The sequence below is a fragment of the Streptomyces sp. NPDC045022 genome (assembly GCF_056432605.1).
Genome location: NZ_JBWKIR010000002.1, coordinates 392,283 through 416,962 on the forward strand (window position 1 = coordinate 392,283; position 24,680 = coordinate 416,962).

Consider the following 24,680-nt stretch of genomic DNA (forward strand, 5'->3'; position numbering starts at 1 on the left):
CCGGCGGGTCGTGCTCTGCTGGTCCTCACGGACCACGACCTTCTTGATCTCCATGCCCACCACTCCCCTCGTGGCATGCGAACACCCTTGTGCCGCACGGATGTCCACCATATGGACAGACGTGTGCGGGACACAAGGGCGTTCTGTGACGGGCGGCCCCACAGACGCGGGTCTACAGGCGCGGGTCCACCGGCTCCGACTCCAGCGCCAGCACCCCGAAGACCGCCTCGTGCACCCGCCACAGCGGCTCCCCCTCCGCGAGCCGGTCCAGGGCCTCCAGGCCGAGGGCGTACTCGCGCAGGGCGAGGGACCGCTTGTGGTTCAGGAACCGCTGCCGCAGCCGGGCGAGGTTGTCCGGCCGGGTGTACTCGGGACCGTAGATGATCCGCAGGTACTCGCGGCCCCGGCACTTGATGCCGGGCTGCACCAGCCGCCCGTCCGGGTTGCGGACCAGCGCGCCGACCGGCTTGACGACCATGCCCTCGCCGCCCCGGCCGGTCATCTCCAGCCACCAGTCGACACCCGCGCGCACCGACTCCGGGTCGCCGGTGTCGACGTACAGCCGCCGGGTGGTCTGCAGCAGTCCGGTGCCGTCGTGCTCCACCAGGCGGTCGATCAGGGCGAGTTGCTCGTCGTGCGGTAGCGCGGCGAGGCTGCGGCCACGGACGGCCAGGATCTGGAAGGGGGCCAGCCGGACGCCGTCCAGGCCCTCGGTGGTCCAGCAGTAACGGCGGTAGGCGGTGGTGAACGCGGCGGCGTCGGCGGCGCGTTCCCGCTGGCGGTTCAGCAGCCCGCCCACGTCGGCACCGCGCGCGGCGGCGGTCTCCAGGGCGGCCAGGGCCGCAGGGAACACCGCGCCGGAGGCGGCGCCCACGGCCGCGTACTGGCTGCGCAGCAGACCCGAGGCCTTCAGCGACCACGGCATCAGCTCGGCGTCCAGCAGCAGCCAGTCCGTGTCGAGGTCGTTCCACAGGCCGGCCTCACCGATCGCCGAGCGCAGGCGGCCGAGGATCTCCTCGGTCACCTTCTCGTCGTCGAAGAACGGCCGTCCGGTACGGGTGTACAGCGATCCCGTGGGACCCTCCACACCGAACCGCCGGCGTGCCGCGTCCGCGTCCCGGCACACCAGGGCCACGGCCCGCGAACCCATGTGCTTCTCCTCGCACACGACCCGCGCGACCCCGTCCCGCGCGTACTGCGCGAAGGCCTCCTCCGGGTGCTCCAGGAAGTGTCCGCCGTCGGCTCCGCCGCGGGCCTCCCCCTGCGAGGTGGCCGTCGGTGCCATGGTCGGGGGCAGGTACGGCAGCAGGCGCGGGTCGTTTCCGAAGCGGCTCATGACCTCGAGGGCCGCCGCCGCGTTCTCCTCGCGGATCGCCACGCGGCCCGCGTGCCGGGTCTCGACCGTCCGGCGGCCGTGCACGTCCGCCAGGTCCAGTGGCCGCCCGTCGTGCCCGCCGGGTGCCTCGGACCGCAGCGGCTTCGCCGGCTCGTACCAGACCCGCTCGGCCGGTACGTCGACCAGCTCGCGCTCCGGCCAGCGCAGCGCGGTCAGCTTGCCGCCGAAGACGGCACCGGTGTCCAGGCAGATGGTGTTGTTGAGCCAGGTCGCCTCCGGGACGGGTGTGTGGCCGTAGACCACGGCCGCCCGGCCTCGGTAGTCCTCCGCCCACGGGTAGCGCACCGGCAGACCGAACTCGTCCGTCTCACCGGTGGTGTCGCCGTACAGGGCGTGCGAGCGGACCCGGCCGGAGGTGCGGCCGTGGTACTTCTCAGGCAGACCCGCGTGGCAGACCACGAGCCGGCCGCCGTCGAGGACGTAGTGGCTGACCAGTCCCTCCAGGAACTGCCGGACCCGGTTCTTGAACTCCTCGCTCTCGCCCTCCATCTGCGCGATGGTCTCGGCGAGCCCGTGGGTGTGCTGGACCTTGCGGCCCTTGAGGTGACGGCCGTACTTGTTCTCGTGGTTACCGGGCACGCACAGGGCACTGCCCGCCTCGACCATCGACATCACCCGGCGCAGCACGCCCGGGGTGTCCGGGCCCCGGTCCACCAGGTCGCCGACGAACACGGCGGTACGGCCCTCGGGGTGCACGCCGTCGGCGTATCCCAGCCTGGCGAGCAGCGACTCGAGTTCGGACGAGCAGCCGTGGATGTCGCCGATGATGTCGAAGGGACCGGTGAGGTGGGTCAGGTCGTTGAAGCGCTTCTCGGTGACGACGGTGGCGTTCTCGGCCTCCGCCACCCCGCGCAGGACGTGCACCTTGCGGAAGCCCTCGCGCTCCAGGCGCCGCAGCGACCGCCGCAGTTCGCGGATGTGCCGCTGGATGACCCGCCGGGGCATGTCGGCCCGGTCGGTGCGGGCCGCATTGCGTTCGGCGCACACCTCTTCCGGCACGTCCAGCACGATGGCGATGGGCAGCACGTCGTGCTTCCTCGCCAGCTCGATCAGCTGCCGCCTGCTGTCCTGCTGCACGCTGGTGGCGTCGACGACGGTACGGCGGCCGGCGGCCAGCCGCTTGCCGGCGATGTAGTGCAGGACGTCGAAGGCGTCATGGGTAGCGCTCTGGTCGTTCTCGTCGTCGCAGACCAGACCGCGGCAGAAGTCCGAGGAGATGACCTCGGTCGGCTTGAAGTGCTTGCGGGCGAAGGTCGACTTGCCGGAGCCGGAGGCGCCGACGAGGACGACCAGGGAGAGGTCGGTGACGGGGAGGATCCGTCCCGTGCGGGTCTCGCTCATGCGGTCTTCCTCTCCATCCCGGTCGGGCCGGCCTTCTCGGTCCGCTTCGTGAACACAGCCATCTGGGTGGGCGGACCGACCTCCGGATCGTCCGGCCCGACGGGGACGAATCCGACGTCGTAGCCGTGCCGTCCGGCGACGGCCGCCGCCCAGGTGCGGAACTCCTCGCGGGTCCACTCGAAGCGGTGGTCGCCGTGCCGGACGTGTCCGGCGGGGAGTGTCTCCCAGCGGACGTTGTACTCGACGTTCGGGGTGGTCACGAGGACGGTGCGGGGGCGCGCGTGCCCGAACACGGCGTACTCCAGGGCGGGCAGCCGTGGCAGGTCGAGGTGCTCGATCACCTCGCTGAGCACGGCGGCGTCGTAGCCCTTGAGCCGGCTGTCGGTGTAGGCGAGCGAGCCCTGGACGAGCCGCACACGGGCCGCCTGGCGCTCGCTCACGCGGTCCAGCCTGAGCCGCCGGGCGGCGATGGTGAGCGCCCGCGTCGAGACGTCCACGCCCATGATCTCCGTGAACCGCACGTCCTTGAGGAGGGCCTGGATCAACTGTCCCTGCCCGCAGCCGAGGTCGAGTACCCGGGCGGCACCGGCCTCGCGCAGGGCGGCGAGGATCGCCTCCCGGCGCAGCACCGCGAGCGGGGCGGGTTTCTCCTCCGCCCCCTCCGTTTCGGTGTCCTCCGGGACCGCGTTGTCGATCTCCTCGACCTCGCTGTCGTCAGCCTCGGCCAGCCGCACCAGTTCCAGCCGCTCCATCGCCTGCCGGGTCAGCGACCAGCGGCGGGAGAGATAGCGGCTGGTGATCAGCTTCTGCTCCGGGTGCCCGGGCAGCCAGCCCTCGCCGGCTCGCAGCAGCTTGTCGACCTCGTCGGAGGAGACCCAGTAGTGCTTGGCGTCGTCGAGGACGGGGAGCAGGACGTACAGGTGGCGCAGCGCTTCGGCGAGGGTCAGCCGCTCCGACTCCAGCACGAGGCGGACGTACCGCGAGTCGCCCCACTCCGGGAACTCGGTGTCCAGGGGGACGGTTTCGGCGGTCACCGCCCAGCCGAGCGGTTCGAAGAGCCGTCGTACGAGGTCCGGGCCGCCGCGGGCGGGCAGCGCGGGCACCTCGACGCACAGCGGCAGGGGTGCGGCGGCCCGCTCCGGGCGGGCGTCGCACACCCCGCGCAGGGCGCTGGAGAACACGCCGCTCAGCGCGACCGCGAGCAGCGAGGAGGCGGCGTAGGGGCGGTCGTTGACGTACTGTGCGAGCGTCGCGTCGGGCGCGCCGCCGCGTCCTTTGCCCTTCCCCCGCCGGACCAGCGCCACCGCGTCGATCTCCAGCAACAGCGCGGCCGTGCAGCGTCTGTCGTCCGCCTCGGGGTAGAACACATGGGCGGTGCCGTAGGACGTGGAGAACCTCTGTGCCTTGCCGGGGTGCTTGTGCAGCAGGTACCCGAGGTCGGTGGCCGGGTGGGCGGCGTCGCCGCTCGTGGAGATCGTCAGGAACACATGTCCGAGTCTCCCGGGCTCGATCGCCGGTGACCACCGGTTTTCGAGCAGTGCCCCCGCTCGCCGGTTCGGCTAACGGCCGGTGTCGTCCTTCTTCCACGGGCCGACACCGAGTCTGCTCGTCGTGCCGAGGTCCAGCTCCGGTGTCACGATCACCGGGTCGGCGCCCGGCTCGGCCCACACGCGCGCGTAAGAGGCGTCGACGGGGCTGAGGCCGTCGCCCGCTTCGGTGGTGTCGCGCCATACGAGCACGGCGTGGGCGCGCTCGCCGGGGGCGATGGTGAGGGGCCGGGGGGTGCCGTCGGCGCCGGTGCCGGTGGCGATCTCCTCGCCGTGCACGATGCTCACACCGGTGACGGGTTCGTGGTCGGCGTCCAGGATCTGGAGCGCGGGACGGCCGTTCAGGCGGTACGCGCGCGTGCCGCAGTTCTCCAGGCGCAGGCTCACCGCGCGCAGTCCCATGGCGGCGTCACCCCGGTCGGCGTCCACCCGCACCCCGGAGGCCGGGCACGGGCCGCCCGCCGAGGGGGCCCCGTCGGCAGGCACGCTCCTGACCTTCGCGATCGACACGCCCGTCACGGCCGGGGCCTTGGCGGGCGGTTCCCCGATGACGGCGGTGCTCTTCACCGTCCGCCCCGGCTGGACCGCGGCAACGGTCTGCTCCACGGTGTCGACGGCGCCTTGGGACGCCGCCAGGAAACCGACGGTGACCGTGTACGTCATCGACGTCCTGGCGTGGTTGGTGACCGTGAGGTCGGCGGAGAACCGGCCGGACGCGCAGTCCCGGCCGTGGTCCGACGTCCAGCGGTACAGGCCGGTGATCCGCGCATCGCCCTTGGCCGTCAGGGTGCCGGCGGGCAGCGGGAGCCGGGTGCGGGAGGAGTGAGGGGGGATGCTCGCGGGGGGGCGCGCTGCCGGTCGGGGCCGCGCCGTACCGGGGTGTGCAGGACGGGCACAACGGGTCGGCGGTGACGGCTCCAGGACCGTGACCGGGAGTTCCCCCCCACGGGAGCCGGCCGTCTGCGAGCCGCAGCCGGCGAGCACGAGAACCGCCGCCGTGGCGGCGGTCAACGCGGCGCTCCCGGTGCGGACCACCCTGCTCACGACTCCTTGGCGGTGATCGTCCGGGCGTTCTCGACGGCCCGCTGATCCGCCGCGCGCATGTCGTCCAGGGCCTTCTTGTGCTTGCCGACGGCCGTGTTCTGAGCGCGGGCCTCGATGGCGTGGACGGTGCCGATGTAATCGGTGTCCAGCTTGCACCGGGCATCAGCGGCCGCTGTCTTCTTCTCCTTGCCCGACGGCCCCTCGGTCCGGTACCAGGCGGTGTCGAGCGATGCCTTGTCCGGGTCGGGGTAGTGGAAGCCCTCCTCCTTCATGCAGGCCGCCCACGCGCGGTCGGCCTTCTTCCAGGCCGGGTCCTTGCGCGCCGTCTTGTGGGACTCGTACCACAGCTCGAGGGCCAGCGAGTAGTAGCCGCTGAGCCGCACGCCGTTGACCTTCGTCGCCTTGGGCGGGGAGCCGTAGATCTTCCGCGTCGCCTGTCCCAGGCAACCGCCCTCGGAGATGGGGTTCCCGTGGGTGGAGTGGCTGTCGCCGGAGTCGAACGTGCCGGTGAGGGCGACGTACTGGTCGGCGGACCACTCCTGGGGCTGGGAGGACTCTTCCGGCCGGCGGTCGTGGTAGCCGTGCTCGGCCGCCCGGTCGGGATCGTCGACCCCGTAAGGGCTGTCGTCACCGGTCGTGCCGCGGCCCGCGAGGGTTCCCTGCCGGACCGGGTACGTCGACTCGACGGTCCTGGTGTCGAGCGTCGCGAAGCCGGCGAAGCCGAGCCGGACCATGCACTGCTTCGCGAGGATCCACTGCGCCTTGCCGATGGACTTTCCGCCGTCCGACGACGGGTCCGGTATGTAGGCGTGCAGCGGGAACGACTTCATGGTGTTGAGGCGGTGGGCCTCGTCGGCGGGGTCGTCATGGCCGGCGAACTGGCATGCCGACAGGGCCAACAGGCCGGTGACAGCGAGAGGGAGCACTTTGCGCACCCGGTCATCCGACCAGGCCTGGATCATGCGCGCTGTGATGGAGCCCACAGTTCCGGCACATGGCGTCCACAGGCCGGGCACACCGCCCACGCGATCCAACGGTCGCTGTGATCTCCACCATGGCCATCGGAGCGGGGACCTGATGGAGTGAGCCCCCGTCAACTGACCACTGACGGAAGGGGGAACCATGAACATCGGCCAAGGAGGCGTCCGCGGGAGAGCCGTCGTCGCGGTGGCGGCCGGTGCCGTCCTGGGCACGGGGGTCCTCGCGGCCGCCCCGGCCCAGGCGGCCCCGGCGGGCCCCGCGGTCGCGACGGCCCCTGCGGCCGCGGCGGCGCCGCAGGTGTCGGCTCAGGGCGCGTACGCGATGAACGCGGCCACGGGAAAGCAGCTCTTCGGCAAGGCGCCGGACGCACGACTGCGGACCGGCTCCACGACGAAGATCATGACGGCGCTCGTGGTGCTGTCGCAGCCCAACGTGAACCTCGACAAGAAGGTGAAGATCAAGAAGGCGTACACCGACTACGTCATCGACCCGGCCACGGGCGCCCAGCGCTACTCCAGCGCGAACCTGATCCTCGGTGACTCGATGAACGTGCGCGACCTGCTGTACGGGCTGCTGCTGCCGTCGGGCTGCGATGCGGCCTACGCGCTGGCGGACACCTACGGAACGGGCTCGACGACGGCGGCGCGGACGAAGTCGTTCATCGCCAAGATGAACAGCACGGCGCGGGAGCTGGGTCTGAACAACACCCACTTCGATTCCTTCGACGGGGTGTCCAACGGCAAGAACTACGCGTCGCCCCGGGACCTCGCCAAGCTGGCCGGGGCCGCGCTGAAGAACAAGACGTTCAAGAAGGTCGTCGGCACCAAGGAATACGACGACATGCGGTCGTACCGGCCCGGCGGCGGAACGCACGCGATGCCCGCCTGGAAGAACACCAACAAGCTGCTCGGCTCCTACCGGGGCGCGATCGGCGTGAAGACCGGTTCGGGGCCGGAGGCGAAGGCCTGTCTGGTGTTCGCCGCGACCCGCGGCTCCCGGACGGTCGTGGGCGCCATCCTCGCGGACACGTCGGCGGACGAGCGGTTCAAGGACGCGACGAAGATCCTCGATTACGGCTTCGCCCAGCGCGGCTGAGAACGGCCGGGGGGATCACCGGGTCCCCCCGGCACCACCGGTCACGTGAAGTCCGCCCGGGCGAAGTGGGTGCCGCAGACGCGGCAGCGGAAGAGGTACGCGGTCGGCACGCCGTCCTTGTCGAGCGCGGCGAGGAAGTCCTCGGTCGGGGCGGCTCCCCACCCCCACTCGGCAGACAGTCCGCACAGATGGTCGAGCGCCTCCGGGTAGGGCCGCAGTTCCCTCGCGCCGGCCGCGCCGAGGAACACCCCGCCGTCGCCGCAGTGCGCCGGCCAGCCCCAGTCACTGCCAGGTGGCGAAGCCGGGGGTGCGCTCGCAGATCACCCGGGCCACCTCGTCCGGCACCTGACGCGCCTCGACCTCGTTGAAGAACGCCCCGTACCGCTTGGCGGCGGTGCCGAACGCGACGCAGTACGGGCAGACCCGCCCGTCGGGCACGTCCGCGCCGTAGACCGATCCGGTGCAGATCCAGCCCTGGTCGTGCCCGCAGCACACGCATGTCTCGTCGGCGGCGATCACCGACCCGGTGGCCACCGGGTCGGGATGGTAGGGGAACGGCGGCAGCACGGGCCTGCGCCGGGGCTCCGGCCGCGGTCCGACGACCTGTTCGATCGCCTGGCCGGTCAGGGCGGCGGGCGGGACGACCACCGCACCCTCGCGCAGGTCCGCCGGCAGATGCACCCGGTCCTCCCCGCTCGTCACGATCGCCGCGGCCGGGTCCCCGAGCAGCAGGACGGCGGCGCCGGTACGGCGGGCCACCTCGGCGACGAGGTCCAGCACTCCGCGGCCCGGCCGGTCGAACGACACCCCGTGGTCCACGCACACGTCGGCCTCGCTGCCGTCCGCGGTGCGGACCCGTTCGACCGGCTCACCCCCGTGGACGTCGTATGGGGCGTACGGTTCCAGCACCTCGCGGACCGTCGAGGCGTCCACCGGGACGATGTCGCCGTGACGGAACTTGTAGAGGTAGATGCCGGAACCCATGGGGATCACCTCATCACACGAGGGCACGGCGGCGGCACCCGTCGGCGGCAGGCAACCCGGGCGGCGTGAGCACCCTCTCAGCAGGAGGGCAGGCCACGACAACGCCAGGACGTCGAGGGGGAATCACTTCATGCGCTCGATCCGGACCGGCGGACACGGACCCGCGTGGGCGCTGGCCGCGCTGGCACTGCTCGCGGTGTCCTGCGACACCGGTGCGCGGCGGCCGCCCTCCGCGTCATCCACGACCGCACCGGCCCACGCAGCGGCCTACGACGCCGGCTGGCAGACCGGCAGACGGCTCTACGCCGACGGCGGCAAGGGCACAGCGGTCCGTGAGGTCGTCTGGGGCGGCTGTGTGCGCCGTTCCCTCACGGCCCGGCCGCGGGAGGTGGTGGACGGGGACCGCGGTGCCTGGGTACTGGGCTGCCGGCACGGGGTCGGCGGGGACCCGCACCGGCGTCCGCCCGGCCACGCGCTGACCCGCCGCGAAGCCGATCCCGGTCTGCTGGAGCGCTTCCGGGCCTGGGCGGGGAAGAACGGCCGGGAGGATTCCGCCGCCACGCTGACCCGGGTCGTCCTGGTCCACCTCGGCGAAGGCGACTACGACGTGGAGCTGACGACCGACGCCGGCACCACCGGCCGGCGGGCGGACGCGGAACGCCTGGCCGGCGCGTTCGCCGACTGGTGGGACGGCGACGACGGCGACGGGACCGCCTGGAATCTCCTCGTGCGCTGCGCGAACGGCGACCGCCTCACCGTCCGCAACCTCTGACGGACACTCAGGGCCTCGTCCCGGCCGTTCCCGGCTCGCCGACTCGCTCCGGTGCGCACCGGCCGCGGGACGCCTTCCCGGCCGTCACCCGAGGACTCCGGCGGCCAGGCCGTGCGCGACGACGGACGTGTTGATCCAGAAGTAGGCGGGGCTGCTCGGGTGGGTGCTGCCGTCGTCGAGGACGCGGCCGACGCGAAGCGGCGTCACCGATCTCCCCGCCGGACGGGCCAGGCGGGGAGCGGCGTGGCTCGGGTCGTGCCGGCAGCGCCGGACGGCCCGTACCCGCTACGACAGTTGCGACTGGACCTGGGCGGAGATCAGCTCCAGGTGGTCGAGGTCGTCGAGGTCCAGGATCTGCAGGTAGACGCGCTGGGAGCCGATCTCGGCGTACCGGCCGATCTTGTCGACGACCTCGGCCGGGGAACCGGCCAGGCCGTTGGCCTTGAGCTCCGCCACCTCACGGCCGATGGCGGCGGCACGACGGGCGACCTCCTGGTCGTCCCTTCCGACGCAGACCACGAGCGCGTTGGAGTACGTCAGCTCGTCCGCGGCGCGGCCGGTCTCCTCCGCGGCGGCGCGCACCCGGCCGAACTGCCGCTCGCTGTCCTCGATCGAGGCGAACGGGATGTTGAACTCGTCGGCGTACCGGGCGGCGAGGCGCGGGGTACGAATCGCGCCGTGGCCGCCGATGAGCACCGGGACCTTCTTCTGGGCGGGCTTGGGCAGCGCGGGTGATGCGGTGAGGTCGTAGAACGAGCCGTGGAAGTCGAAGGTCTTGCCGGCCTCGGTCGCCCACAGCCCGGTGACGATCGCGAGCTGCTCCTCCAGCCGCGCGAACTTCTCCTTCGGGAACGGGATGCCGTACGCCTTGTGCTCCTCCTCGAACCAGCCCGCGCCGAGGCCCAGCTCCACCCGGCCGCCGGACATCTGGTCGACCTGGGCGACCTGGATGGCGAGCACGCCGGGCAGGCGGAAGGTGCCGGCCGTCATCAGCGTGCCGAGGCGGATGCGCTTGGTCTCGCGGGCCAGTCCGGCCAGCGTGATCCAGGCGTCCGTGGGGCCGGGCAGACCGTCCGCGCTGCCCATCCGGAGGTAGTGGTCAGAGCGGAAAAAGGCGTCGAAGCCGAGGTCCTCGGTGGCTTTCGCCACGGTGAGCAAGGTGTCGTAGGTGGCCCCCTGCTGGGGCTCGGTGAAGATTCGAAGGTCCATACATCCATCCTGCACGCCGGGCCCCGTCAACCTCGCCGGTACCGCCCGGCACGGCCGTCCCGGGTCGGGTGAAAAGCACTCCACGGCGGGCCGGGGCCGTGGCGTCGGGCCGGTACCGGCCCTGGTGACGATCGTTGGGCCTCGGAGCCGGACCGTCCGGCACCGGCGCCGGACGGTGGACGCCGTCGCGCGTCGCCGGTCCGGGGCCGAGGAGGCCGTCATGTCCGAAGAGTTCGGCTCCGCCGGTCAGCCGAAGGGGTTGCTGGAGCAGAGGGAAGAGCTGATGGCCGCGCTGAACGCGGATCTGTCGGCGTTGGCGGATCTGCGGGCCGGTCAGGACGCCGTCGGGGAAGCCGACCCGGGCTGACCGGCCGTCCCGCGCTCGCTCCGCCTCACAAGGCACCGGAGGGGCTGCTCTCGTTGCCGTTCTCCGCCACCGCCTCCTCCCGGGCCGCCAGCTTGCGCAGCATCTCCAGGACCCGGTCGCGGGACTCGTCGGCCGCGTCGATGGCCTCCATGCACTGCCAGTACGTCGTCTCGTCGGCCGCGGCACTGGCCATGCCGACCAGGGCGATGCCGACCTCGCCGAGCAGGCCGCCGAGGCAGAGCAGGGTCTCGCGGGCGTCGTCCAGCTCGGTGAGCTGGGCGGCGCGCAGGTCTTTGGTTTCGAGTTCGGGCGGGTCCAGGACCCCGCAGCCCCGGCCCGCCAGCTCGGTCAGCCCCAGCGCCTCACCGCGCAGCTCGGGCGGTCCGGAGACCGCCAGGCGGCTGCCGATCGCCTGGGCCAGGGACTGCGCCTGCCACACCTCGGCCATCATCTCGGCCGCGTCGGCACCGCCCGCCAGAGCCCGCCTGCTGGTGAGAATGAGCCGTATCGCGTCCATACGCTGCCCCCGTCCGTCCGCGTGCTCGTCGGCACGTCTGTGTGAACTACCCTCTTCATTACCCAGCGTGAGGGTCTGTGAGGCGAAAAGCCAGAGGTAGACCGAAATCTGTGGACAACAATTCGGATTCGACAGCCGCTTTGATTGCGGAGAGTAATAACGGAGCTTCTGCGTCCGCTCGTTGGAAGCGCGGGCCGGACCGGGCCGTCAGGTGCGGTCCGGCGGTCCCGGCGGCGGGAAGCGGCGTTCATTGCGGTCGATCTTGGCGGCCAGGGCGGCCAGCGGGTCGATGCCGAGCACCTCGCAGAGCTGCAGGAGATAGGCGAGCACGTCGGCGACCTCGTCCGTGACCCGGTGCGCGCTCTCCGGGTCGGCCATCACACGGGACGACTCCTCCGGGGTCAGCCACTGGAAGATCTCGACCAGTTCGGAGGCCTCCACCGAGAGGGCGGCGACGAGGTTCTTGGGTGTGTGATAGGGCTGCCAGTTCCGCGCGGCCGCGAACTCGGCCAGTCTGCGCTGGAGTCGGGCCAGGTCGAGAGGTTCGGTCACGGCTCCAGGTGTACCACCGTGACGCCCTCGGCTCCCGCGGCCCACGAGGCGTCGCTCACCGCGGCCACGCAGCGGATGTGTCCGCGCTCGCCCATCCGGGCCGCCGTCCGGAGCAGTTCTGTGCGCTGCGCGGGGTCGAGGGCGCGGTCGAAGCCGTCGGCGAGGACGGTGAGGCTGCGCAGGGCGTCCGGCACCTCGCCCGGGGCGTCCAGGTCGAGGACGCCGGGGCCGGTCAGCAGGACCAGGGTCAGCGCCAGGTAGCGCAGCTCGCCGTCGCCGAGCCGGGCGAGTTCGGTGTGCCAGCCGTCGCCGCGGTCGAGCAGCGCCCGTACCGTGCCGTCGGTCAGCGGCTCGGCGATCAGGTCGGTCACCGGGCCGGCGCAGCCCGCGCGCAGCGCCTCGACCAGCCGGCCGTGCCGGCGGGCGCACTCCGCGCGGGTGCGCCACAGGACGTCGGGGAGGTTGTCGCAGCCGCGCAGCAGCCGGCCGGAGCCCGCGGGGACGGGGGTGCGCATGTGGTCCGGGCGGGGGTCGCAGGGGAAGACGGAGCGCAGGGCGACGACCATCTGCTCGGCCGCGGCCAGCACATGGCGCTGCCCGTCCGTCTTACCGGCCACGCGCAGCGGCAGCAGGGCGGTGCCGAGGCGGTCGTCGGGGAGCGGAGCGCGGGTCACCGGGGCGGAGCCCGCGGTGTGCCAGGCGGCCTGCACGGTGCGGCGCCCCGGGTCGCGCAGGGCGGTCTCCAGCAGGACGACCCCGCCCGCGGTCAGCCGCTCGCCCACGATCCGCAGGGCCGGCTCGGCCTGTACGGCGACGTCGAGCCGGACCGGGCCCTCGGCGCCGTCGGCCGTACACCCGATCCGGAAGCCCCGCCGTCCCCCGGCGTCCGGGCGGGCCCGCGCCGGCACGCAGGCGACCGGGTCCGGGAATGCCTCGCCGAGGGGGGCGCCGCCGCCGAGCCGCGCGAGCGCCTCGAACGCCGCGAGCGCCGTCGTCTTCCCCGCCCCGCTGGGCCCCGCGAACAAGGTCACGGGCCCCAGCGGAAACCCGGCCCGCCGATGCCCGGCGAAGGCCGACAGCCGCAACCCGGTGACCCGGGCGCGCACATCGGGGCCCCCGCGGGACTGCGCGGGGACGGTCACAGGGGACGCGTCGGCCGCCGGCGGGCCGACGGACGCGGAAGGCACGGCCATACGCGGACCGTAGGCCCCCGCCACAGCGGCGAACCGTTCAGCCTCCCGGCCCTTCCCACGATCGGGGGACGGGCCGGGCGGACGCCGGTATGAAGAAGGGAGTCGTGAAGGACACCGGAGCCCGGGGGCCGTGTCGTCCCGGGGCTCAGCCTCCCGAGACGCCCGCCCCCTCCATCAGCCCGCCGACCTCCGTGCCGGGCGGGGTGAGAAGGAACACGTTGCGGTCGACGCGGTGCATTCCGCTGCCCAGACCGAAGACGACGCCCGTACTGAAGTCGAGGACGCGTTTGGCGACGTCGCCCTCCGCGCTGGACAGGTCGAGCAGCACCGGTGCGCCCGCCATCAGTGTCTCGGCGACTTCCCGGGCGTCCGCGAAGATGTTGACGCGCAGGACCACGAACCGGCGCCGGGTCTCGGTCTCGGCGTCGGGCAGCGAGCGGTGGTCCACCGCGGACGGCCAGGCGTCCCGGCCTCGCAGCGGCACGACCTGGGCGAGCCCTTCCCACTGTTCATCGGTGACGTCGTAACGGCTCACCGGCTCCACCCGACCTGACTCGCATTCATTGCCTGCACCGGTCAATTCTTACGCCAAGTCACCCGTTCGGCCCAACAGCGACACGGTGCGCGACCGGCTCTCCGGTCCCGGTCTCGACATGTGCTGGGGTACATATGCGCTTACGCCCGGCAAAGGGGGCAGCGGGCTTGGCGGAAACGTGGTGACCGGCACCCACGCCTCGACCACGCTGCGTACGGGCGGCCGGAACCGCGGGCGCTCTCCGGCCGGTTCGCACTGCCCGCCGGGAAGAGCGCCCCGCTCGCGGCCGTGTGCCTGTACGGCCGTCTGCCTGTACGGCGTCCCACGGGCGCTCTCCGCTCGGGACCTGCGCCGCTGTCAGGTGGAGCGCCGGCCTCAGGCGGCCGCGCGCGTGAACCGCAGCCTGGTCGTCACCGTGGCCGCCTTGGCGACCATGCCCAGCTGGTTCCAGGTGATGCCGAACTGCGTGCGGTCCACGGGGAACTCCGCCTCCAGGACCAGCGCGTCGGCCCGGACCTCGGCCAGGCGGCCGGTGAAGGAGAGGGGCTTGGTGACACCGCGCAGCGTCAGGCGGCCGGTGACGCGGACGGTGTCGCCGTCGAGGCGATCGGTGCCGGTGACCGCGAAGGTGATCTCCGGGTGGTTGGCGGCGTCGAAGAATTCGGCCTGGCGCAGGTGGGCGTCGCGCTTGGCGTTCTTGGTGTCCAGGGAGCCCGCGTCCAGGGTCAGAGTGCCGGTGGCCGAGCCGTCGGACCGCACCTCGCCCTCGCCACGGACGGCGGTGAAGGCGCCCTTCACGGCGGACAGGCCCCAGAACGCCTTGTGCCGCAGCTGCACGGTTGACGCGGCCGGGTCGAGCTGCCAGAGACCTGTTTCCACGGCGACGGTCATCGTCGTACTCCTGAATCAGTGGTCCAAATTTGGATGATCGCAACGCTAGCGACCGCGCCGAGGACGAACAAGCCCACCCATCCAAAATTGGACAACGGGTTAGACTGGACTCATGCCCGCCTCCGACCCGCACCCCGGCGACCAGCCCGAATGTCCCGCCGGGAGCCCCGGACTCCTGCCGGACGAGCTACGCGCCTGGATGCTATTGCTGGCCGCTACGGGAACGGTCGAGCAACGCTTGAGGTCGGTCGTGAAGGAGACCCTCGACGTCTCCCACGACGAGTTCCTGATCCTGTGCCTGCTGGCCGGACAGCCCCGTGCCGGACTGCGCATGACCCAGGTCGCCGACCTCCTCGGCCGTCCCAAGACCCGGCTCACCTACCAGATCGCCTGCCTCCAGCACGCCGGCCTGGTCACCCGCAGGTCCGTGCGCGGCGACAAGCGGGGCGTGCAGGTCGCCCTCACCGGTAAGGCGCGTGAGCGGCTCCGGGAGACCTCCGCCCTGCTCGCCGGGACCGTCCGGCAGGCCCTCGCCGACTCCATGGGCGCCGAGCAGCGCGCGGCTCTGTGCGCGCTCGTACCGGCCCTGGCCGAGGAGGCCCACTGACGTCCGGGACGTGCCGTCAGGGCCCGGAGAGGCACAGGTCACAAGGGCAAGAGGAGAAACCTCACAGCGCTCGCTCTGCACTCGCTTGAGCGGCCTGCCCTAGCATCCGAGCCATGACGGTCCTGCCTGACGACGGGCTCCCACTGGCCGCCGAGTTCCCTGACGCGACACACGAGCAGTGGCAACGCCTGGTCCAGGGCGTGCTGCGCAAGTCGGGCAAGGAAGTCTCGGGCGCGGCAGCTGAGGACGCTCTGTCCACGACACTGGAGGACGGGCTGCGCACCCGGCCCCTGTACACCGCGCGCGACGACGCGCCCGACCCCGGCCTGCCGGGCTTCGCCCCGTTCGTACGGGGCAGCCGCCCCGAGGGCAACATCGCGGGCGGCTGGGACGTACGGCAGCGGCACACGTCACTCGCCGGCGGTACGGCGAGCGCCGTGCTGGCCGACCTGGAGAACGGCGTGACCTCGCTGTGGCTGGTGCTCGGCAAGGGCGGCATCCCGGTCTCCGAGCTGGGCCGGGCCCTGGACGGCGTCTACCTCGACCTGGCGCCGGTCGCGCTGGACGCGCGCGGGGAGACCGAGGCCGCCGCCGAGGCGCTGCTCGCGCTGTACGAGGAGAAGGGCGTCGACCCGAAGGCCGCGCGCGGCAACCTGGGGGCCGACCCGCTCCGCTACGAGGCCCGTACCGGTACCGCGCTGGACTTCGCGCCCTTCGCCGCACTGGCCGCGCGCTGCGCCGAGACGTACCCGGGTGTGCGCGCCCTGACCGTGGACGCGCTGCCGTACCACGAGGCGGGCGGCTCGGCCGCACAGGAGCTGGGCGCCTCCCTGGCCACCGGTGTGGCCTACCTGCGGGAGCTGACCGCGGCGGGGCTCTCCGTCGAACAGGCCGCCGGGCAGCTGGAGTTCCGCTACGCGGCCACCGCCGACCAGTTCCTGACCATCGCCAAGCTGCGCGCCGCGCGCCGGCTGTGGGCGCGGGTCGCCGAGGTGTGCGGGGCGCCGGGCGCGGGCGCGCAGGTGCAGCACGTGGTGACCTCGCCGGTGATGATGACCCGCCGTGACCCGTGGGTGAACATGCTGCGCACGACGGTCGCCACGCTGGCGGCGGGGGTCGGCGGCGCCGACTCCGTCACCGTGCTGCCGTTCGACCACACGCTCGGCCTGCCGGACGCCTTCGCCCGCCGTATCGCGCGCAACACCTCCACGATCCTGATCGAGGAGTCCCACCTGGCCCGGGTGATCGACCCGGCGGGCGGTTCCTGGTACGTCGAGCGGCTCACCGACGAACTCGCCCACGCCGCCTGGGAGTTCTTCCGGTCCGTCGAACGCGACGGCGGCCAGGCGGCCGTCCTGCGCTCCGGCCGGCTGCGCACGGACCTGGCGACGACCTGGGCGGAGCGCTCCAAGCGGCTCGCCAAACGGCGTGAACCCATCACCGGGGTCAGCGAGTTCCCGCTGCTGTCCGAGAAGCCGGTCGAGCGCGAGCCCACCCCCGAGCAGCCGTCCGGCGGTCTGCCCCGGGTGCACCGCGACGAGGCGTTCGAGGAGCTGCGCGCCCGCTCCGACGCGCATCTGGCGGCAACCGGCGCCCGGCCCCGGATCTACCTGGCCACGCTCGGCTCGGCCGCCGAGTACACCGCGCGCTCGACCTTCGCGGCCAACCTGTTCCAGGCGGGCGGCATCGAGCCGGTCACCGGGGGCGGCTTCGAGGACAGCGGCGCCACCGAGGCCGTGCTGTGCTCCAGCGACGCGCTCTACGCCGAACAGGCCGAACAGGCCGCCCGGTCGCTGCGGGCGGCAGGCGCCCGGCATGTGTTCCTGGCGGGCCGCCCGGCCGACCACACCGGCATCGACTCGTACGTCTTCGCGGGCTGCGACGCCGTGGCCGTACTGTCCGCGACCCTCGACCGCATGGGAGTGTCCTGATGGGAATCCCCGACTTCTCCGGCATCGAGCTGGGCACCCCGGTCGCCGACGGCAGTGCCGAGGAGTGGCGTACGGCCGTCAAGCGGGCGACCGGCGGTGAGGAACCGGTGTGGGAGACCCCGGAGGGCATCGGGGTCAAGCCGCTGTACACCGGCCGCGACCTGGAGGGGCTGGACTTCCTCGGCACCTACCCGGGCATCGCGCCGTACCTGCGCGGCCCGTACCCGACGATGTACGTCAACCAGCCCTGGACGATCCGCCAGTACGCGGGCTTCTCCACCGCCGAGGAGTCCAACGCCTTCTACCGGCGCAACCTGGCGGCGGGCCAGAAGGGCCTGTCGGTCGCCTTCGACCTGCCCACGCACCGGGGCTACGACAGCGACCACCCGCGCGTGACGGGCGACGTCGGCATGGCGGGCGTGGCGATCGACTCGATCTACGACATGCGGCAGCTGTTCGACGGCATCCCGCTGGACAAGATGTCCGTGTCGATGACGATGAACGGCGCCGTGCTGCCGGTGCTGGCGCTGTACATCGTGGCGGCGGAGGAACAGGGCGTACCGCCCGAGAAGCTGGCCGGGACCATCCAGAACGACATCCTCAAGGAGTTCATGGTCCGCAACACCTACATCTATCCGCCGAAGCCGTCGATGCGGATCATCTCCGACATCTTCGCGTACACCTCGCAGCGGATGCCCCGCTACAACTCCATCTCGATCTCCGGCTACCACATCCAGGAGGCCGGTGCGACGGCCGACCTGGAGCTGGCGTACACCCTCGCGGACGGCGTGGAGTACCTCCGGGCGGGCCGGGAGGCGGGTCTGGACGTGGACGCGTTCGCGCCCCGGCTGTCGTTCTTCTGGGCGATCGGCATGAACTTCTTCATGGAGATCGCGAAGCTGCGGGCGGCGCGGCTGCTGTGGGCGAAGCTGGTCTCCCAGTTCGACCCGAAGAACGCCAAGTCGCTGTCGTTGCGCACCCATTCGCAGACCTCGGGCTGGTCGCTGACCGCGCAGGACGTGTTCAACAACGTCACGCGCACCTGCGTCGAGGCGATGGCCGCGACCCAGGGCCACACCCAGTCGCTGCACACCAACGCCCTCGACGAGGCCCTCGCGCTGCCCACCGACTTCTCGGCGCGCATCGCCCGCAACACCCAGCTGCTCATCCAGCAGGAGTCGGGCACCACCCGGGTCATCGACCCCTGGGGCGGCAGCGCCTACGTGGAGCGGCTGACCTACGACCTCGCGCGCAAGGCCTGGGCGCACATCCAGGAGGTCGAGCAGGCCGGCGGCATGGCGCAGGCCATCGACGCCGGCATCCCCAAGCTCCGCGTGGAGGAGGCCGCCGCCCGCACCCAGGCACGCATCGACTCCGGGCGCCAGCCCGTGATCGGCGTCAACAAGTACCGCGTCGAGACCGACGAGCAGATCGACGTCCTCAAGGTCGACAACTCCTCCGTGCGCACCCAGCAGATCGAGAAACTGCGGCGGCTGCGCGAGGAGCGGGACGAGACCGCGTGCCGGGACGCGCTCGACGCGCTCACCCGGGCGGCCGACGGCGACGGCAACCTGCTGGAGCTGGCCGTGCGCGCGGCACGCGCCAAGGCGACCGTCGGGGAGATCTCCGACGCCCTGGAGAAGGTGTACGGGCGGCACGCGAGCCAGATCCGTACGATCTCCGGCGTGTACCGCAACGAAGCAGGCCAGTCCCCGTCCGTGGACCGCACCCGTGCCCTGGTGGACGCCTTCGAGGAGGCCGAGGGGCGCCGGCCCCGCATCCTGGTCGCCAAGATGGGCCAGGACGGCCACGACCGCGGCCAGAAGGTGATCGCGACCGCCTTCGCCGACCTCGGCTTCGACGTCGACGTCGGCCCGCTCTTCCAGACGCCGGAAGAGGTCGCCCGGCAGGCGGTCGAGGCGGACGTGCACGTGGTCGGGGTGTCCTCGCTGGCCGCCGGACACCTCACCCTCGTCCCCGCGCTGCGCGAGAAGCTCGCCGAGGAGGGCCGCGGGGACATCATGATCGTGGTCGGCGGGGTGATCCCGCCGCAGGACGTGCCGACCCTGCTGGAGATGGGCGCCACCGCCGTGTTCCCGCCCGGGACGGTGATCCCGGACGCGGCGTACGACCTGGTGAAGCGGCTGTCGGCCGACCTCGGCCACGATCTGTAGAGCCCGATGGCAGCGATCGATCTCGACACGTATGTGAAGGGTGTGCTCGACGGCAAGCGGGCCCTGGTGGCCCGCGCCATCACGCTCGTCGAGTCCACCCGTCCGCAACACCGTTCGCTGGCACAGGAGTTGCTGACGCAGCTCCTGCCGCACAGCGGCCGGGCGCGGCGGATCGGCGTGAGTGGGGTGCCGGGCGTCGGCAAGTCCACGTTCATCGACGCGTTCGGCACCATGCTGACCTCGCTGGGCCACCGGGTGGCGGTCCTCGCCGTGGACCCGTCCTCGACCCGTACCGGCGGCTCCATCCTGGGCGACAAGACCCGGATGGAGCGCCTCGCCGTGGACCCGGACGCCTTTGTGCGGCCCTCCCCCAGCGCGGGCACCCTGGGCGGGGTCGCGAAGGCCACCCGGGAGTCGATGGTGGTCATGGAGGCGGCGGGCTACGACGTGATCCTCGTCGAGACCGTCGGCGTCGGCCAGTCGGAGACCGCGGTCGCCGACATGGTCGACTCCTTCCTGCTGTTGACGCTGGCGCGCACCGGCGACCAGCTGCAGGGCATCAAGAAGGGTGTCCTGGAGCTGGCCGACGTGATCGCCGTCAACAAGGCGGACGGTCCGCACGAGCGTGACGCGCGGGCGGCGGCACGGGAGTTGGCGGGGGCACTGCGCCTGATGCACGGCAAGGACGCCTTCTGGACTCCGCCGGTGCTGCACTGCAGCGCCCGGGAGTCGGCCGGCCTGGACACGGTGTGGGAACGGCTGGAGCAGCACCGTACGCTGCTCGACTCCACGGGGCGGCTCGCGGCCAAGCGGCGGGACCAGCAGGTCGGCTGGACGTGGGCGATGGTCCGCGACGAACTGCTCGGCCGGCTGCACGCCGACCCGGCGGTGCGCGAGGCCGCGCCGGACCTCGAACGGCAGGTCAGGGAGGGCCGGTTGACCGCGACGCTGGCGGCGGAACGCATCCTGGAGGCGTTCGAGCGGCGTACGGCTCCGCCGGCCGGCCCCTGAAAGGCCCTAGGACCGGGTGAGTCTGGTGGCCACGGCATCGAGGACCCAGTCCAGGCCGGTCGCGAAGGATGTCTCGGCGTCCACGTCCGTGCCGTCGTACACGGCCTTGGCCAGCGCCGGGAAGCGGCCCGTGGCCAACATCCTCGTCACATGCGGGCCGGAGGCGCGCTGCCAGTCGCGCTTGGACAGGCCCGTGGCGCGCTCGGCCCGCAGGTTCGCGACCTCGCGCCTGATCGCGCCGTTGAAGTAGGCGCTGACGGTCTCCGCGGCGCGCATGACGGTGTCGACGTCGGCGAGGCCGTCGAGGGCGGCCAGCGTGGCCTCGGTCACGGCGAGGCCGTTCGGGCCCAGGGTCGGGCGGCCGCCGAGCAGGTCGGCCAGCCATTGGTGACGGAGAGCGGCCTGCCTGGTGCGGTGGGCGAGGATGCGCAGCGCCTCCCGCCAGTCACCGGGCTGCTCCTCGGGGAGAATCTCGGCCTGGACCGCGTCCACCATGAGGTCGAACAGCTCCTCCTTGGTGGAGATGTGTCCATACAGCCGCATCGGGCCGGCGTTCAGCCGGGCGGCGACCTTGCGCAACGACACCGCCTCCAGCCCGCCCGCGTCGGCCAGCGCGATGGCGGCGGCGACGATCCGCTCCCGGTCGAGCGGCACGGGGCGAGTCCGCGGCTCCGGCCGGTCCCACACAGTCATGGTCATACCGTTCTGTTGCGATGCATCGTATCGGGGAAATACAGTGTATCGACATGAGACATTGTATCGCCGTGGTCGGGAGCGGCCCTGCCGGGCTTACCTTCGCCCGTGTGCTGCACCGCCATGGCTACCCCGTCGCCGTCCTCGAGCGCGATCCCGCCCCCGACGCGCGCCCCCCGGGCGGCACGCTGGACCTGCAGGAAGGGCTGGGCCAGCTCGCCCTGGACAAGGCGGGGCTGCTGGCGGAGTTCCAGGCGCTGTCCCGCCCCGAGGGGCAGGCCATGCGCATCCTGGACGCGGACGGGACCGTCCTGCGCGACTGGCGACCCCGTCCAGATGACCGGGCCAATCCCGAGATCGACCGCGGGCAACTCCGTGACCTGCTGCTCGGCCCTCTCGACGTCCAGTGGGGTCGGGACGTGACGCAAGTGGTGCCGGGGACCCGGGATGGCGTACTGGTCCGGTTCGCGGACGGCCGACAGGAGACGTTCGACCTCGTGGTCGGCGCGGACGGCGCCTGGTCTCGGACCCGCCCGGCAGTCTCGTCGGTGACGCCGCACTACACCGGCGTCACCTTGGTCGAGACCTCCCTCGACGACGTCGACAGCCGCCACCCTGGCCTCGCCCGGTTGATCGGCGACGGTTCCGTGGCCGCGTACGGCGTGAACCGAGCTCTCGTCGCCCAGCGCAACAGCGGCGGCCACGTCAAGGTGTACGCCCAGTTCCGCGCGCCGCTGGACTGGCACACGAACCTGGACCTGGCCGACGTGGAGGCCGTGCGATCGAGCCTGCTGGCTCTGTTCGACGGCTGGGCCGCTCCCGTCCTCGACCTCCTGCGCCACGGCACCGCCTTCGTCCACCGCCCCCTCCACGTCCTGCCCGTGTCCCACACCTGGACCCACGTCTTCGGCGTGACGCTCCTGGGAGACGCCGCCCATCTGATGCCCCCGTTGGGGGCGGGCGCGAACCTCGCGATGCTGGAAGGCGCCGAACTCGCCGAGCACATCGCCACCGGCCCTGGAGACCTGGACGAGGCCGTTCGCACCTTCGAGGAACAGATGTGGGCACGGGCCGGCAGGTGGGCGAAGATCACGATGGCCGGTCTGGAACGCCTTGTGAGCCCGGACCCCGCCGAAGCCCTCGCCCTCTTCGACCAGGTCCAGCCATCCTGACTGCCAAGCGCGAGAGCACCAGCACCGACAGCTCGCCACGGCCGCACGGGACAGTACGGCACCGCCGCGGTCCCTTCCGCCAAAGCCACCGTTGGACGAACGCACCGACGCCCGCGCCGAACGCGGCCCTCAGGGGCCGGTGCGGCGCAGGTCCCGGGACGCCGCGTCGAGCCGCGGCGGTGTGAAGGCGTAGAACTCGAGGATGTCCGGCTGGGGTGCGACGCCCGGTCCGCCCGCGCGCACCCAGCCGACGATGTCCTCGGTCGCGTCCGGGTCGTTGACCAGCCCCAGCCAGACCGGCCGGGCACCGGCGGCGCGGCCGGCGGCGGACGGCTGTACGACGATGACGTTGGCCCGCTCGCACACGTCGAGACAGGCGGAGATGCGCACGGGCACCTCCGCACGCAGCCGTGCGGTCTGCGCGGCGTGATCCACGCCGGTCACCTTGGCACTGCCGCAGCAGCAGTCCCGGCACACGACGACACGGCACGGCACCGGACCGGTCCCCCGTGCCGCCATGGCGTCGAGCGCGTCTTCAGCCGGCCTCTTCGGCACGCCGGTCCACCCCTTCCCTCGTCGTCGGAGATCATCTCATCGGCCCCCGAACCCCGCGCCGTCCGGCCGTGGATGGGCCGTTTCTCGAAGCAGCGCGGAGTGCTGGTCCAGAAAGCCTCGAGAGCCCGTTGCATGTCTTGCAGCTCATTGTCCGGTCACGAATGATGCTGGAGGGGGCGAGACCTGCTGGTACCGGGTGGACTGCATGGAGCTGCTGCGCTGCGGACGGCCGTGAGGGTACCGGGGTTTCGGGAAAAAGGGGGAATCGTATGCGGGTGCGCCGATGCCGGCCGGAACCGGGCTTCCACGCGAGGCCGTCGAGGCCCGCTGAGCCGGTGGCTTCCCCGATGTCTTCCCGGTGCTCTCTCTGACCTCGCCCGACTCGCGTCCAGGCAGGGCTGCCGCCGCCCTTGGCGTACCCGGCGCGGGCACCGTGCGGACGCGTACGGGGAAAGGATGATGACATGAGCGCAGGCCGTAGGCCGACACGGGAGACCCTGTCCCCCGCCGGCTCCCCGGTGGAGTCCCTGCTGCGGATCGCCGACACTCTCAGCAGCCTCGAGCGGTACGCCACCGAAACAGCCGGTCGGCTGGTCCTCTCGGAAGGCGCCGGCGCCGAGACCGCCGAGGCGTCGGGGAGCATCCGGTACATCGAGGACCCGGGAGCCGTCCAGGACGCGGTCAACGAGGTGCTGTGGCGGGCCAAACGCGAGATCCTCACGGCCCAGCCGGACGGACCTGGCCCCGGAGTCACGCTGGACGAGGCCTTCGCGGTGGCCCGGGACCCGCTGACGCGTGGGGTCGCCATGCGGACGCTCTTCCAGCACAGTGCCCGGTTCTCCGAGCCCACGAAGAAGTACGTCCAGAAGGTCATGGAGTTCGGCGTGGAGGTGCGCACGCTCCCGGAGTTCTTCGACCGGATGATCGTCGTCGACGGCGAGGTCGCCTTCATCCCCGGCGGCGAACGCGGCCACAGCGCGGCGCTGATCCGGGACCGCGCCGTCGTGGCGTTCCTCGGTGACGTCTTCGAGAAGGCCTGGGTACGGGCGGGGCAGTTCCCGTTCCGGCCGGTGCGGGCGGCGGACGCCGCCGGCGAGGTCGTGCCCGATATGCGCCAGGCCATCAAGACACTGCTGATCGAGGGGCGTTCGGACAAGGCGATCGCGCGCCGTCTCGGCATGAGCCTGCGGTCCGTGCAGGGGCACATCGCGGCCCTGCGCGAGCAGTACGGCGCCCAGCACCGCTTTCAGCTCGGTTACCGGATGGCGCGCGACGAGTACGCCACCGCGCGCACCCCGCCGGCCGAGTCCGCCCCGGGTCCCGCCCCCGCCCTGAACGTCTCCACCTACGAAGAGGTCTCCTGACGACGGCCACGCGGTTCCGGCCGCACGCATGGCGACCGGCACCGGCTCCGTCGGCAGTGCGCCCGGGCGTCTCACCCTTCCTTCTGGGCCATCAGCAGATACTCGTGCGACCGGTTGGTCCGCATCGGGTCGGCGTCGTCCTTGACCGGCCAGTCGTAGAGGTGGATCCGCTCGTCGCCCAGGGTCAGATGGCGGCCGAGCACGCGAGCGGCGTCCCAGGCCAGCGGGACGAACCGGTCCGCGATCCGCCGGTTCTGGACGGCGATGACCGCGTAGGCGCCCGGCCGCATCACCCGTGCGACGGCCGCGAAGGCCTCGTCGAGCGCCGCCAGATAGGCGTCGTAGTCACGCAGCGCGTACATCTGGCCCGGGTCGGGCGCTTCGACGTCCAGGTCGGTGCCGAAGTACGGCAGATCGCACAGGACCAGATCCGCGGTGCCGGGGTCGAGCGGAGGCCTGCGGGCGTCGCCGCAGAGCATGCGCTGCTCCGGGTAGCGCGCGACACGCTGCCGTGCCTCCTCCGCGCGAGCCGGGTTGATCTCGATGCCGACCCCGAGCCGCCCCTCGGCCGCGCAGGCCACGAGCGTGGTGCCCCAGCCGGCGAACGGATCGAACACCAGGTCACCGCGCTTGGTCAACTCCGTTATCAACGGCCGCAGCTGACTGACGAGACCACTCTGTCCGGCGGCCGCCTCCCGGGCGAACTCCGGGTCTTCCGCGCCGAGTACACGCCAACTGGATATCCCCAT

General features: G+C 72.2%; 25 protein-coding genes. 9 read left to right on the forward strand and 16 right to left on the reverse strand.

The window, feature by feature from the left end; all coding sequences use genetic code 11:
• Window positions 1-172: 172 nt before the first annotated feature.
• The 4 genes from AC07C1_RS05010 to AC07C1_RS05025 form a co-directional block, all read right to left on the reverse strand.
• Window positions 173-2,737, reverse strand: a complete 2,565-nt coding sequence (locus AC07C1_RS05010) for a polynucleotide kinase-phosphatase (RefSeq protein ID WP_478936965.1) — start codon at window positions 2,735-2,737, stop codon at window positions 173-175.
• Window positions 2,734-4,224 carry a 3' terminal RNA ribose 2'-O-methyltransferase Hen1 gene (locus AC07C1_RS05015; protein ID WP_478936967.1) on the reverse strand — a complete coding sequence of 497 codons (1,491 nt, stop codon included), beginning with the start codon at window positions 4,222-4,224 and terminating at the stop codon, window positions 2,734-2,736. The genes AC07C1_RS05010 and AC07C1_RS05015 overlap by 4 nt, the downstream gene beginning before the upstream one ends.
• Window positions 4,225-4,296: 72 nt before the next feature.
• The gene (locus tag AC07C1_RS05020; protein WP_478936968.1) at window positions 4,297-5,328 is read right to left on the reverse strand and encodes a DUF4232 domain-containing protein; all 1,032 of its coding nucleotides are present in this window, start codon (window positions 5,326-5,328) and stop codon (window positions 4,297-4,299) included.
• Entirely contained in the window at window positions 5,325-6,254 is a 930-nt protein-coding gene (locus AC07C1_RS05025; RefSeq protein WP_478936969.1) for a hypothetical protein, read from the reverse strand. Before AC07C1_RS05025 ends, AC07C1_RS05020 begins: the two co-directional genes overlap by 4 nt.
• 196 nt (window positions 6,255-6,450) lie before the next feature.
• Here AC07C1_RS05025 and AC07C1_RS05030 point away from each other — a divergent pair, with 196 nt between their 5' ends.
• Window positions 6,451-7,404, forward strand: a complete 954-nt coding sequence (locus AC07C1_RS05030; protein ID WP_478936970.1) for a D-alanyl-D-alanine carboxypeptidase family protein — start codon at window positions 6,451-6,453, stop codon at window positions 7,402-7,404.
• Between the two features lie 41 nt (window positions 7,405-7,445).
• On the opposite strand, the gene AC07C1_RS05035 is transcribed toward AC07C1_RS05030, so the two are convergent.
• Together AC07C1_RS05035 and AC07C1_RS05040 are read right to left on the reverse strand one after the other, a co-directional pair.
• Window positions 7,446-7,652 (reverse strand): CbrC family protein, encoded by a 207-nt coding sequence (locus tag AC07C1_RS05035; protein ID WP_478936971.1) that lies wholly within the window; start codon window positions 7,650-7,652, stop codon window positions 7,446-7,448.
• Between the two features lie 34 nt (window positions 7,653-7,686).
• On the reverse strand, window positions 7,687-8,388 hold the full coding sequence (locus AC07C1_RS05040; RefSeq protein ID WP_478936972.1) for a CbrC family protein: 702 nt from the start codon (window positions 8,386-8,388) through the stop codon (window positions 7,687-7,689).
• A 130-nt stretch (window positions 8,389-8,518) separates the two neighbouring features.
• Here AC07C1_RS05040 and AC07C1_RS05045 point away from each other — a divergent pair, with 130 nt between their 5' ends.
• On the forward strand, window positions 8,519-9,160 hold the full coding sequence (locus AC07C1_RS05045) for a hypothetical protein (protein WP_478936973.1): 642 nt from the start codon (window positions 8,519-8,521) through the stop codon (window positions 9,158-9,160).
• 84 nt (window positions 9,161-9,244) lie between these two features.
• Here the strand turns inward: AC07C1_RS05045 and AC07C1_RS05050 are convergent, their stop codons facing one another.
• The gene (locus AC07C1_RS05050; RefSeq protein WP_478936974.1) at window positions 9,245-9,367 is read right to left on the reverse strand and encodes a hypothetical protein; all 123 of its coding nucleotides are present in this window, start codon (window positions 9,365-9,367) and stop codon (window positions 9,245-9,247) included.
• 78 nt (window positions 9,368-9,445) lie between these two features.
• Window positions 9,446-10,369 carry an LLM class F420-dependent oxidoreductase gene (locus AC07C1_RS05055; RefSeq protein ID WP_478936975.1) on the reverse strand — a complete coding sequence of 308 codons (924 nt, stop codon included), beginning with the start codon at window positions 10,367-10,369 and terminating at the stop codon, window positions 9,446-9,448.
• Window positions 10,370-10,589: 220 nt separating this feature from the next.
• Between AC07C1_RS05055 and AC07C1_RS05060 the strand changes: the two genes are divergently transcribed.
• Complete coding sequence (locus AC07C1_RS05060; RefSeq protein ID WP_478936976.1) at window positions 10,590-10,736, forward strand: hypothetical protein; 147 nt, start codon at window positions 10,590-10,592, stop codon at window positions 10,734-10,736.
• Between the two features lie 25 nt (window positions 10,737-10,761).
• Here the strand turns inward: AC07C1_RS05060 and AC07C1_RS05065 are convergent, their stop codons facing one another.
• From AC07C1_RS05065 to AC07C1_RS05085, 5 genes are all read right to left on the reverse strand, one after another.
• Window positions 10,762-11,253 carry a DUF6099 family protein gene (locus tag AC07C1_RS05065; protein ID WP_478936977.1) on the reverse strand — a complete coding sequence of 164 codons (492 nt, stop codon included), beginning with the start codon at window positions 11,251-11,253 and terminating at the stop codon, window positions 10,762-10,764.
• 207 nt (window positions 11,254-11,460) lie between these two features.
• Window positions 11,461-11,805, reverse strand: coding sequence for a nucleotide pyrophosphohydrolase (locus AC07C1_RS05070; RefSeq protein ID WP_478936978.1), 345 nt, complete (start codon window positions 11,803-11,805; stop codon window positions 11,461-11,463).
• Window positions 11,802-12,998: an AAA family ATPase gene (locus AC07C1_RS05075; protein WP_478936979.1), complete on the reverse strand. Its 1,197-nt coding sequence runs from the start codon at window positions 12,996-12,998 to the stop codon at window positions 11,802-11,804. Before AC07C1_RS05075 ends, AC07C1_RS05070 begins: the two co-directional genes overlap by 4 nt.
• Before the next feature lie 145 nt (window positions 12,999-13,143).
• A complete protein-coding gene (locus AC07C1_RS05080) occupies window positions 13,144-13,533 on the reverse strand; it encodes a cell division protein SepF (protein ID WP_478936981.1) in 390 nt (129 codons plus the stop codon).
• A gap of 375 nt (window positions 13,534-13,908) precedes the next feature.
• Window positions 13,909-14,424, reverse strand: coding sequence for a YceI family protein (locus tag AC07C1_RS05085; protein ID WP_478936983.1), 516 nt, complete (start codon window positions 14,422-14,424; stop codon window positions 13,909-13,911).
• Window positions 14,425-14,536: 112 nt separating this feature from the next.
• Here AC07C1_RS05085 and AC07C1_RS05090 point away from each other — a divergent pair, with 112 nt between their 5' ends.
• From AC07C1_RS05090 to meaB, 4 genes are all read left to right on the forward strand, one after another.
• Complete coding sequence (locus tag AC07C1_RS05090) at window positions 14,537-15,031, forward strand: MarR family winged helix-turn-helix transcriptional regulator (RefSeq protein ID WP_478936984.1); 495 nt, start codon at window positions 14,537-14,539, stop codon at window positions 15,029-15,031.
• Between the two features lie 113 nt (window positions 15,032-15,144).
• Window positions 15,145-16,962, forward strand: coding sequence for a methylmalonyl-CoA mutase family protein (locus AC07C1_RS05095; RefSeq protein ID WP_478936986.1), 1,818 nt, complete (start codon window positions 15,145-15,147; stop codon window positions 16,960-16,962).
• Window positions 16,962-19,136, forward strand: coding sequence for a methylmalonyl-CoA mutase (gene scpA / locus AC07C1_RS05100; protein WP_478936988.1), 2,175 nt, complete (start codon window positions 16,962-16,964; stop codon window positions 19,134-19,136). Before AC07C1_RS05095 ends, scpA begins: the two co-directional genes overlap by 1 nt.
• Before the next feature lie 6 nt (window positions 19,137-19,142).
• Window positions 19,143-20,147 (forward strand): methylmalonyl Co-A mutase-associated GTPase MeaB, encoded by a 1,005-nt coding sequence (meaB, locus tag AC07C1_RS05105; RefSeq protein WP_478936989.1) that lies wholly within the window; start codon window positions 19,143-19,145, stop codon window positions 20,145-20,147.
• A 6-nt stretch (window positions 20,148-20,153) separates the two neighbouring features.
• Here meaB and AC07C1_RS05110 read toward each other — a convergent pair whose 3' ends face one another.
• Window positions 20,154-20,840, reverse strand: a complete 687-nt coding sequence (locus tag AC07C1_RS05110; RefSeq protein WP_478936990.1) for a TetR/AcrR family transcriptional regulator C-terminal domain-containing protein — start codon at window positions 20,838-20,840, stop codon at window positions 20,154-20,156.
• Between the two features lie 53 nt (window positions 20,841-20,893).
• Between AC07C1_RS05110 and AC07C1_RS05115 the strand changes: the two genes are divergently transcribed.
• Window positions 20,894-22,012, forward strand: a complete 1,119-nt coding sequence (locus tag AC07C1_RS05115) for an FAD-dependent oxidoreductase (protein WP_478936991.1) — start codon at window positions 20,894-20,896, stop codon at window positions 22,010-22,012.
• Between the two features lie 129 nt (window positions 22,013-22,141).
• Here AC07C1_RS05115 and AC07C1_RS05120 read toward each other — a convergent pair whose 3' ends face one another.
• Window positions 22,142-22,531: a (2Fe-2S) ferredoxin domain-containing protein gene (locus AC07C1_RS05120; protein ID WP_478937233.1), complete on the reverse strand. Its 390-nt coding sequence runs from the start codon at window positions 22,529-22,531 to the stop codon at window positions 22,142-22,144.
• 500 nt (window positions 22,532-23,031) lie between these two features.
• Between AC07C1_RS05120 and AC07C1_RS05125 the strand changes: the two genes are divergently transcribed.
• Window positions 23,032-23,931, forward strand: coding sequence for a LuxR family transcriptional regulator (locus AC07C1_RS05125; protein ID WP_478936992.1), 900 nt, complete (start codon window positions 23,032-23,034; stop codon window positions 23,929-23,931).
• Between the two features lie 71 nt (window positions 23,932-24,002).
• Here the strand turns inward: AC07C1_RS05125 and AC07C1_RS05130 are convergent, their stop codons facing one another.
• Entirely contained in the window at window positions 24,003-24,680 is a 678-nt protein-coding gene (locus AC07C1_RS05130; protein ID WP_478936993.1) for a TRM11 family SAM-dependent methyltransferase, read from the reverse strand.

What these genes read in the sequence shown, in the direction of transcription:
- AC07C1_RS05115 (WP_478936991.1), top strand. Translation starts at nt 20,894, where the DNA reads ATGAGACATTGTATCGCCGTGGTCGGGAGCGGCCCTGCCGGGCTTACC.
- AC07C1_RS05110 (WP_478936990.1), bottom strand. Translation starts at nt 20,840, where the DNA reads ATGACTGTGTGGGACCGGCCGGAGCCGCGGACTCGCCCCGTGCCGCTC.
- AC07C1_RS05120 (WP_478937233.1), bottom strand. Translation starts at nt 22,531, where the DNA reads ATGGCGGCACGGGGGACCGGTCCGGTGCCGTGCCGTGTCGTCGTGTGC.
- AC07C1_RS05125 (WP_478936992.1), top strand. Translation starts at nt 23,032, where the DNA reads ATGAGCGCAGGCCGTAGGCCGACACGGGAGACCCTGTCCCCCGCCGGC.
- AC07C1_RS05030 (WP_478936970.1), top strand. Translation starts at nt 6,451, where the DNA reads ATGAACATCGGCCAAGGAGGCGTCCGCGGGAGAGCCGTCGTCGCGGTG.
- AC07C1_RS05040 (WP_478936972.1), bottom strand. Translation starts at nt 8,388, where the DNA reads ATGGGTTCCGGCATCTACCTCTACAAGTTCCGTCACGGCGACATCGTC.
- AC07C1_RS05090 (WP_478936984.1), top strand. Translation starts at nt 14,537, where the DNA reads ATGCCCGCCTCCGACCCGCACCCCGGCGACCAGCCCGAATGTCCCGCC.
- AC07C1_RS05095 (WP_478936986.1), top strand. Translation starts at nt 15,145, where the DNA reads ATGACGGTCCTGCCTGACGACGGGCTCCCACTGGCCGCCGAGTTCCCT.
- AC07C1_RS05085 (WP_478936983.1), bottom strand. Translation starts at nt 14,424, where the DNA reads ATGACCGTCGCCGTGGAAACAGGTCTCTGGCAGCTCGACCCGGCCGCG.
- AC07C1_RS05055 (WP_478936975.1), bottom strand. Translation starts at nt 10,369, where the DNA reads ATGGACCTTCGAATCTTCACCGAGCCCCAGCAGGGGGCCACCTACGAC.
- AC07C1_RS05060 (WP_478936976.1), top strand. Translation starts at nt 10,590, where the DNA reads ATGTCCGAAGAGTTCGGCTCCGCCGGTCAGCCGAAGGGGTTGCTGGAG.
- AC07C1_RS05065 (WP_478936977.1), bottom strand. Translation starts at nt 11,253, where the DNA reads ATGGACGCGATACGGCTCATTCTCACCAGCAGGCGGGCTCTGGCGGGC.
- meaB (WP_478936989.1), top strand. Translation starts at nt 19,143, where the DNA reads ATGGCAGCGATCGATCTCGACACGTATGTGAAGGGTGTGCTCGACGGC.
- scpA (WP_478936988.1), top strand. Translation starts at nt 16,962, where the DNA reads ATGGGAATCCCCGACTTCTCCGGCATCGAGCTGGGCACCCCGGTCGCC.
- AC07C1_RS05045 (WP_478936973.1), top strand. Translation starts at nt 8,519, where the DNA reads ATGCGCTCGATCCGGACCGGCGGACACGGACCCGCGTGGGCGCTGGCC.
- AC07C1_RS05010 (WP_478936965.1), bottom strand. Translation starts at nt 2,737, where the DNA reads ATGAGCGAGACCCGCACGGGACGGATCCTCCCCGTCACCGACCTCTCC.
- AC07C1_RS05075 (WP_478936979.1), bottom strand. Translation starts at nt 12,998, where the DNA reads ATGGCCGTGCCTTCCGCGTCCGTCGGCCCGCCGGCGGCCGACGCGTCC.
- AC07C1_RS05130 (WP_478936993.1), bottom strand. Translation starts at nt 24,680, where the DNA reads ATGGGGATATCCAGTTGGCGTGTACTCGGCGCGGAAGACCCGGAGTTC.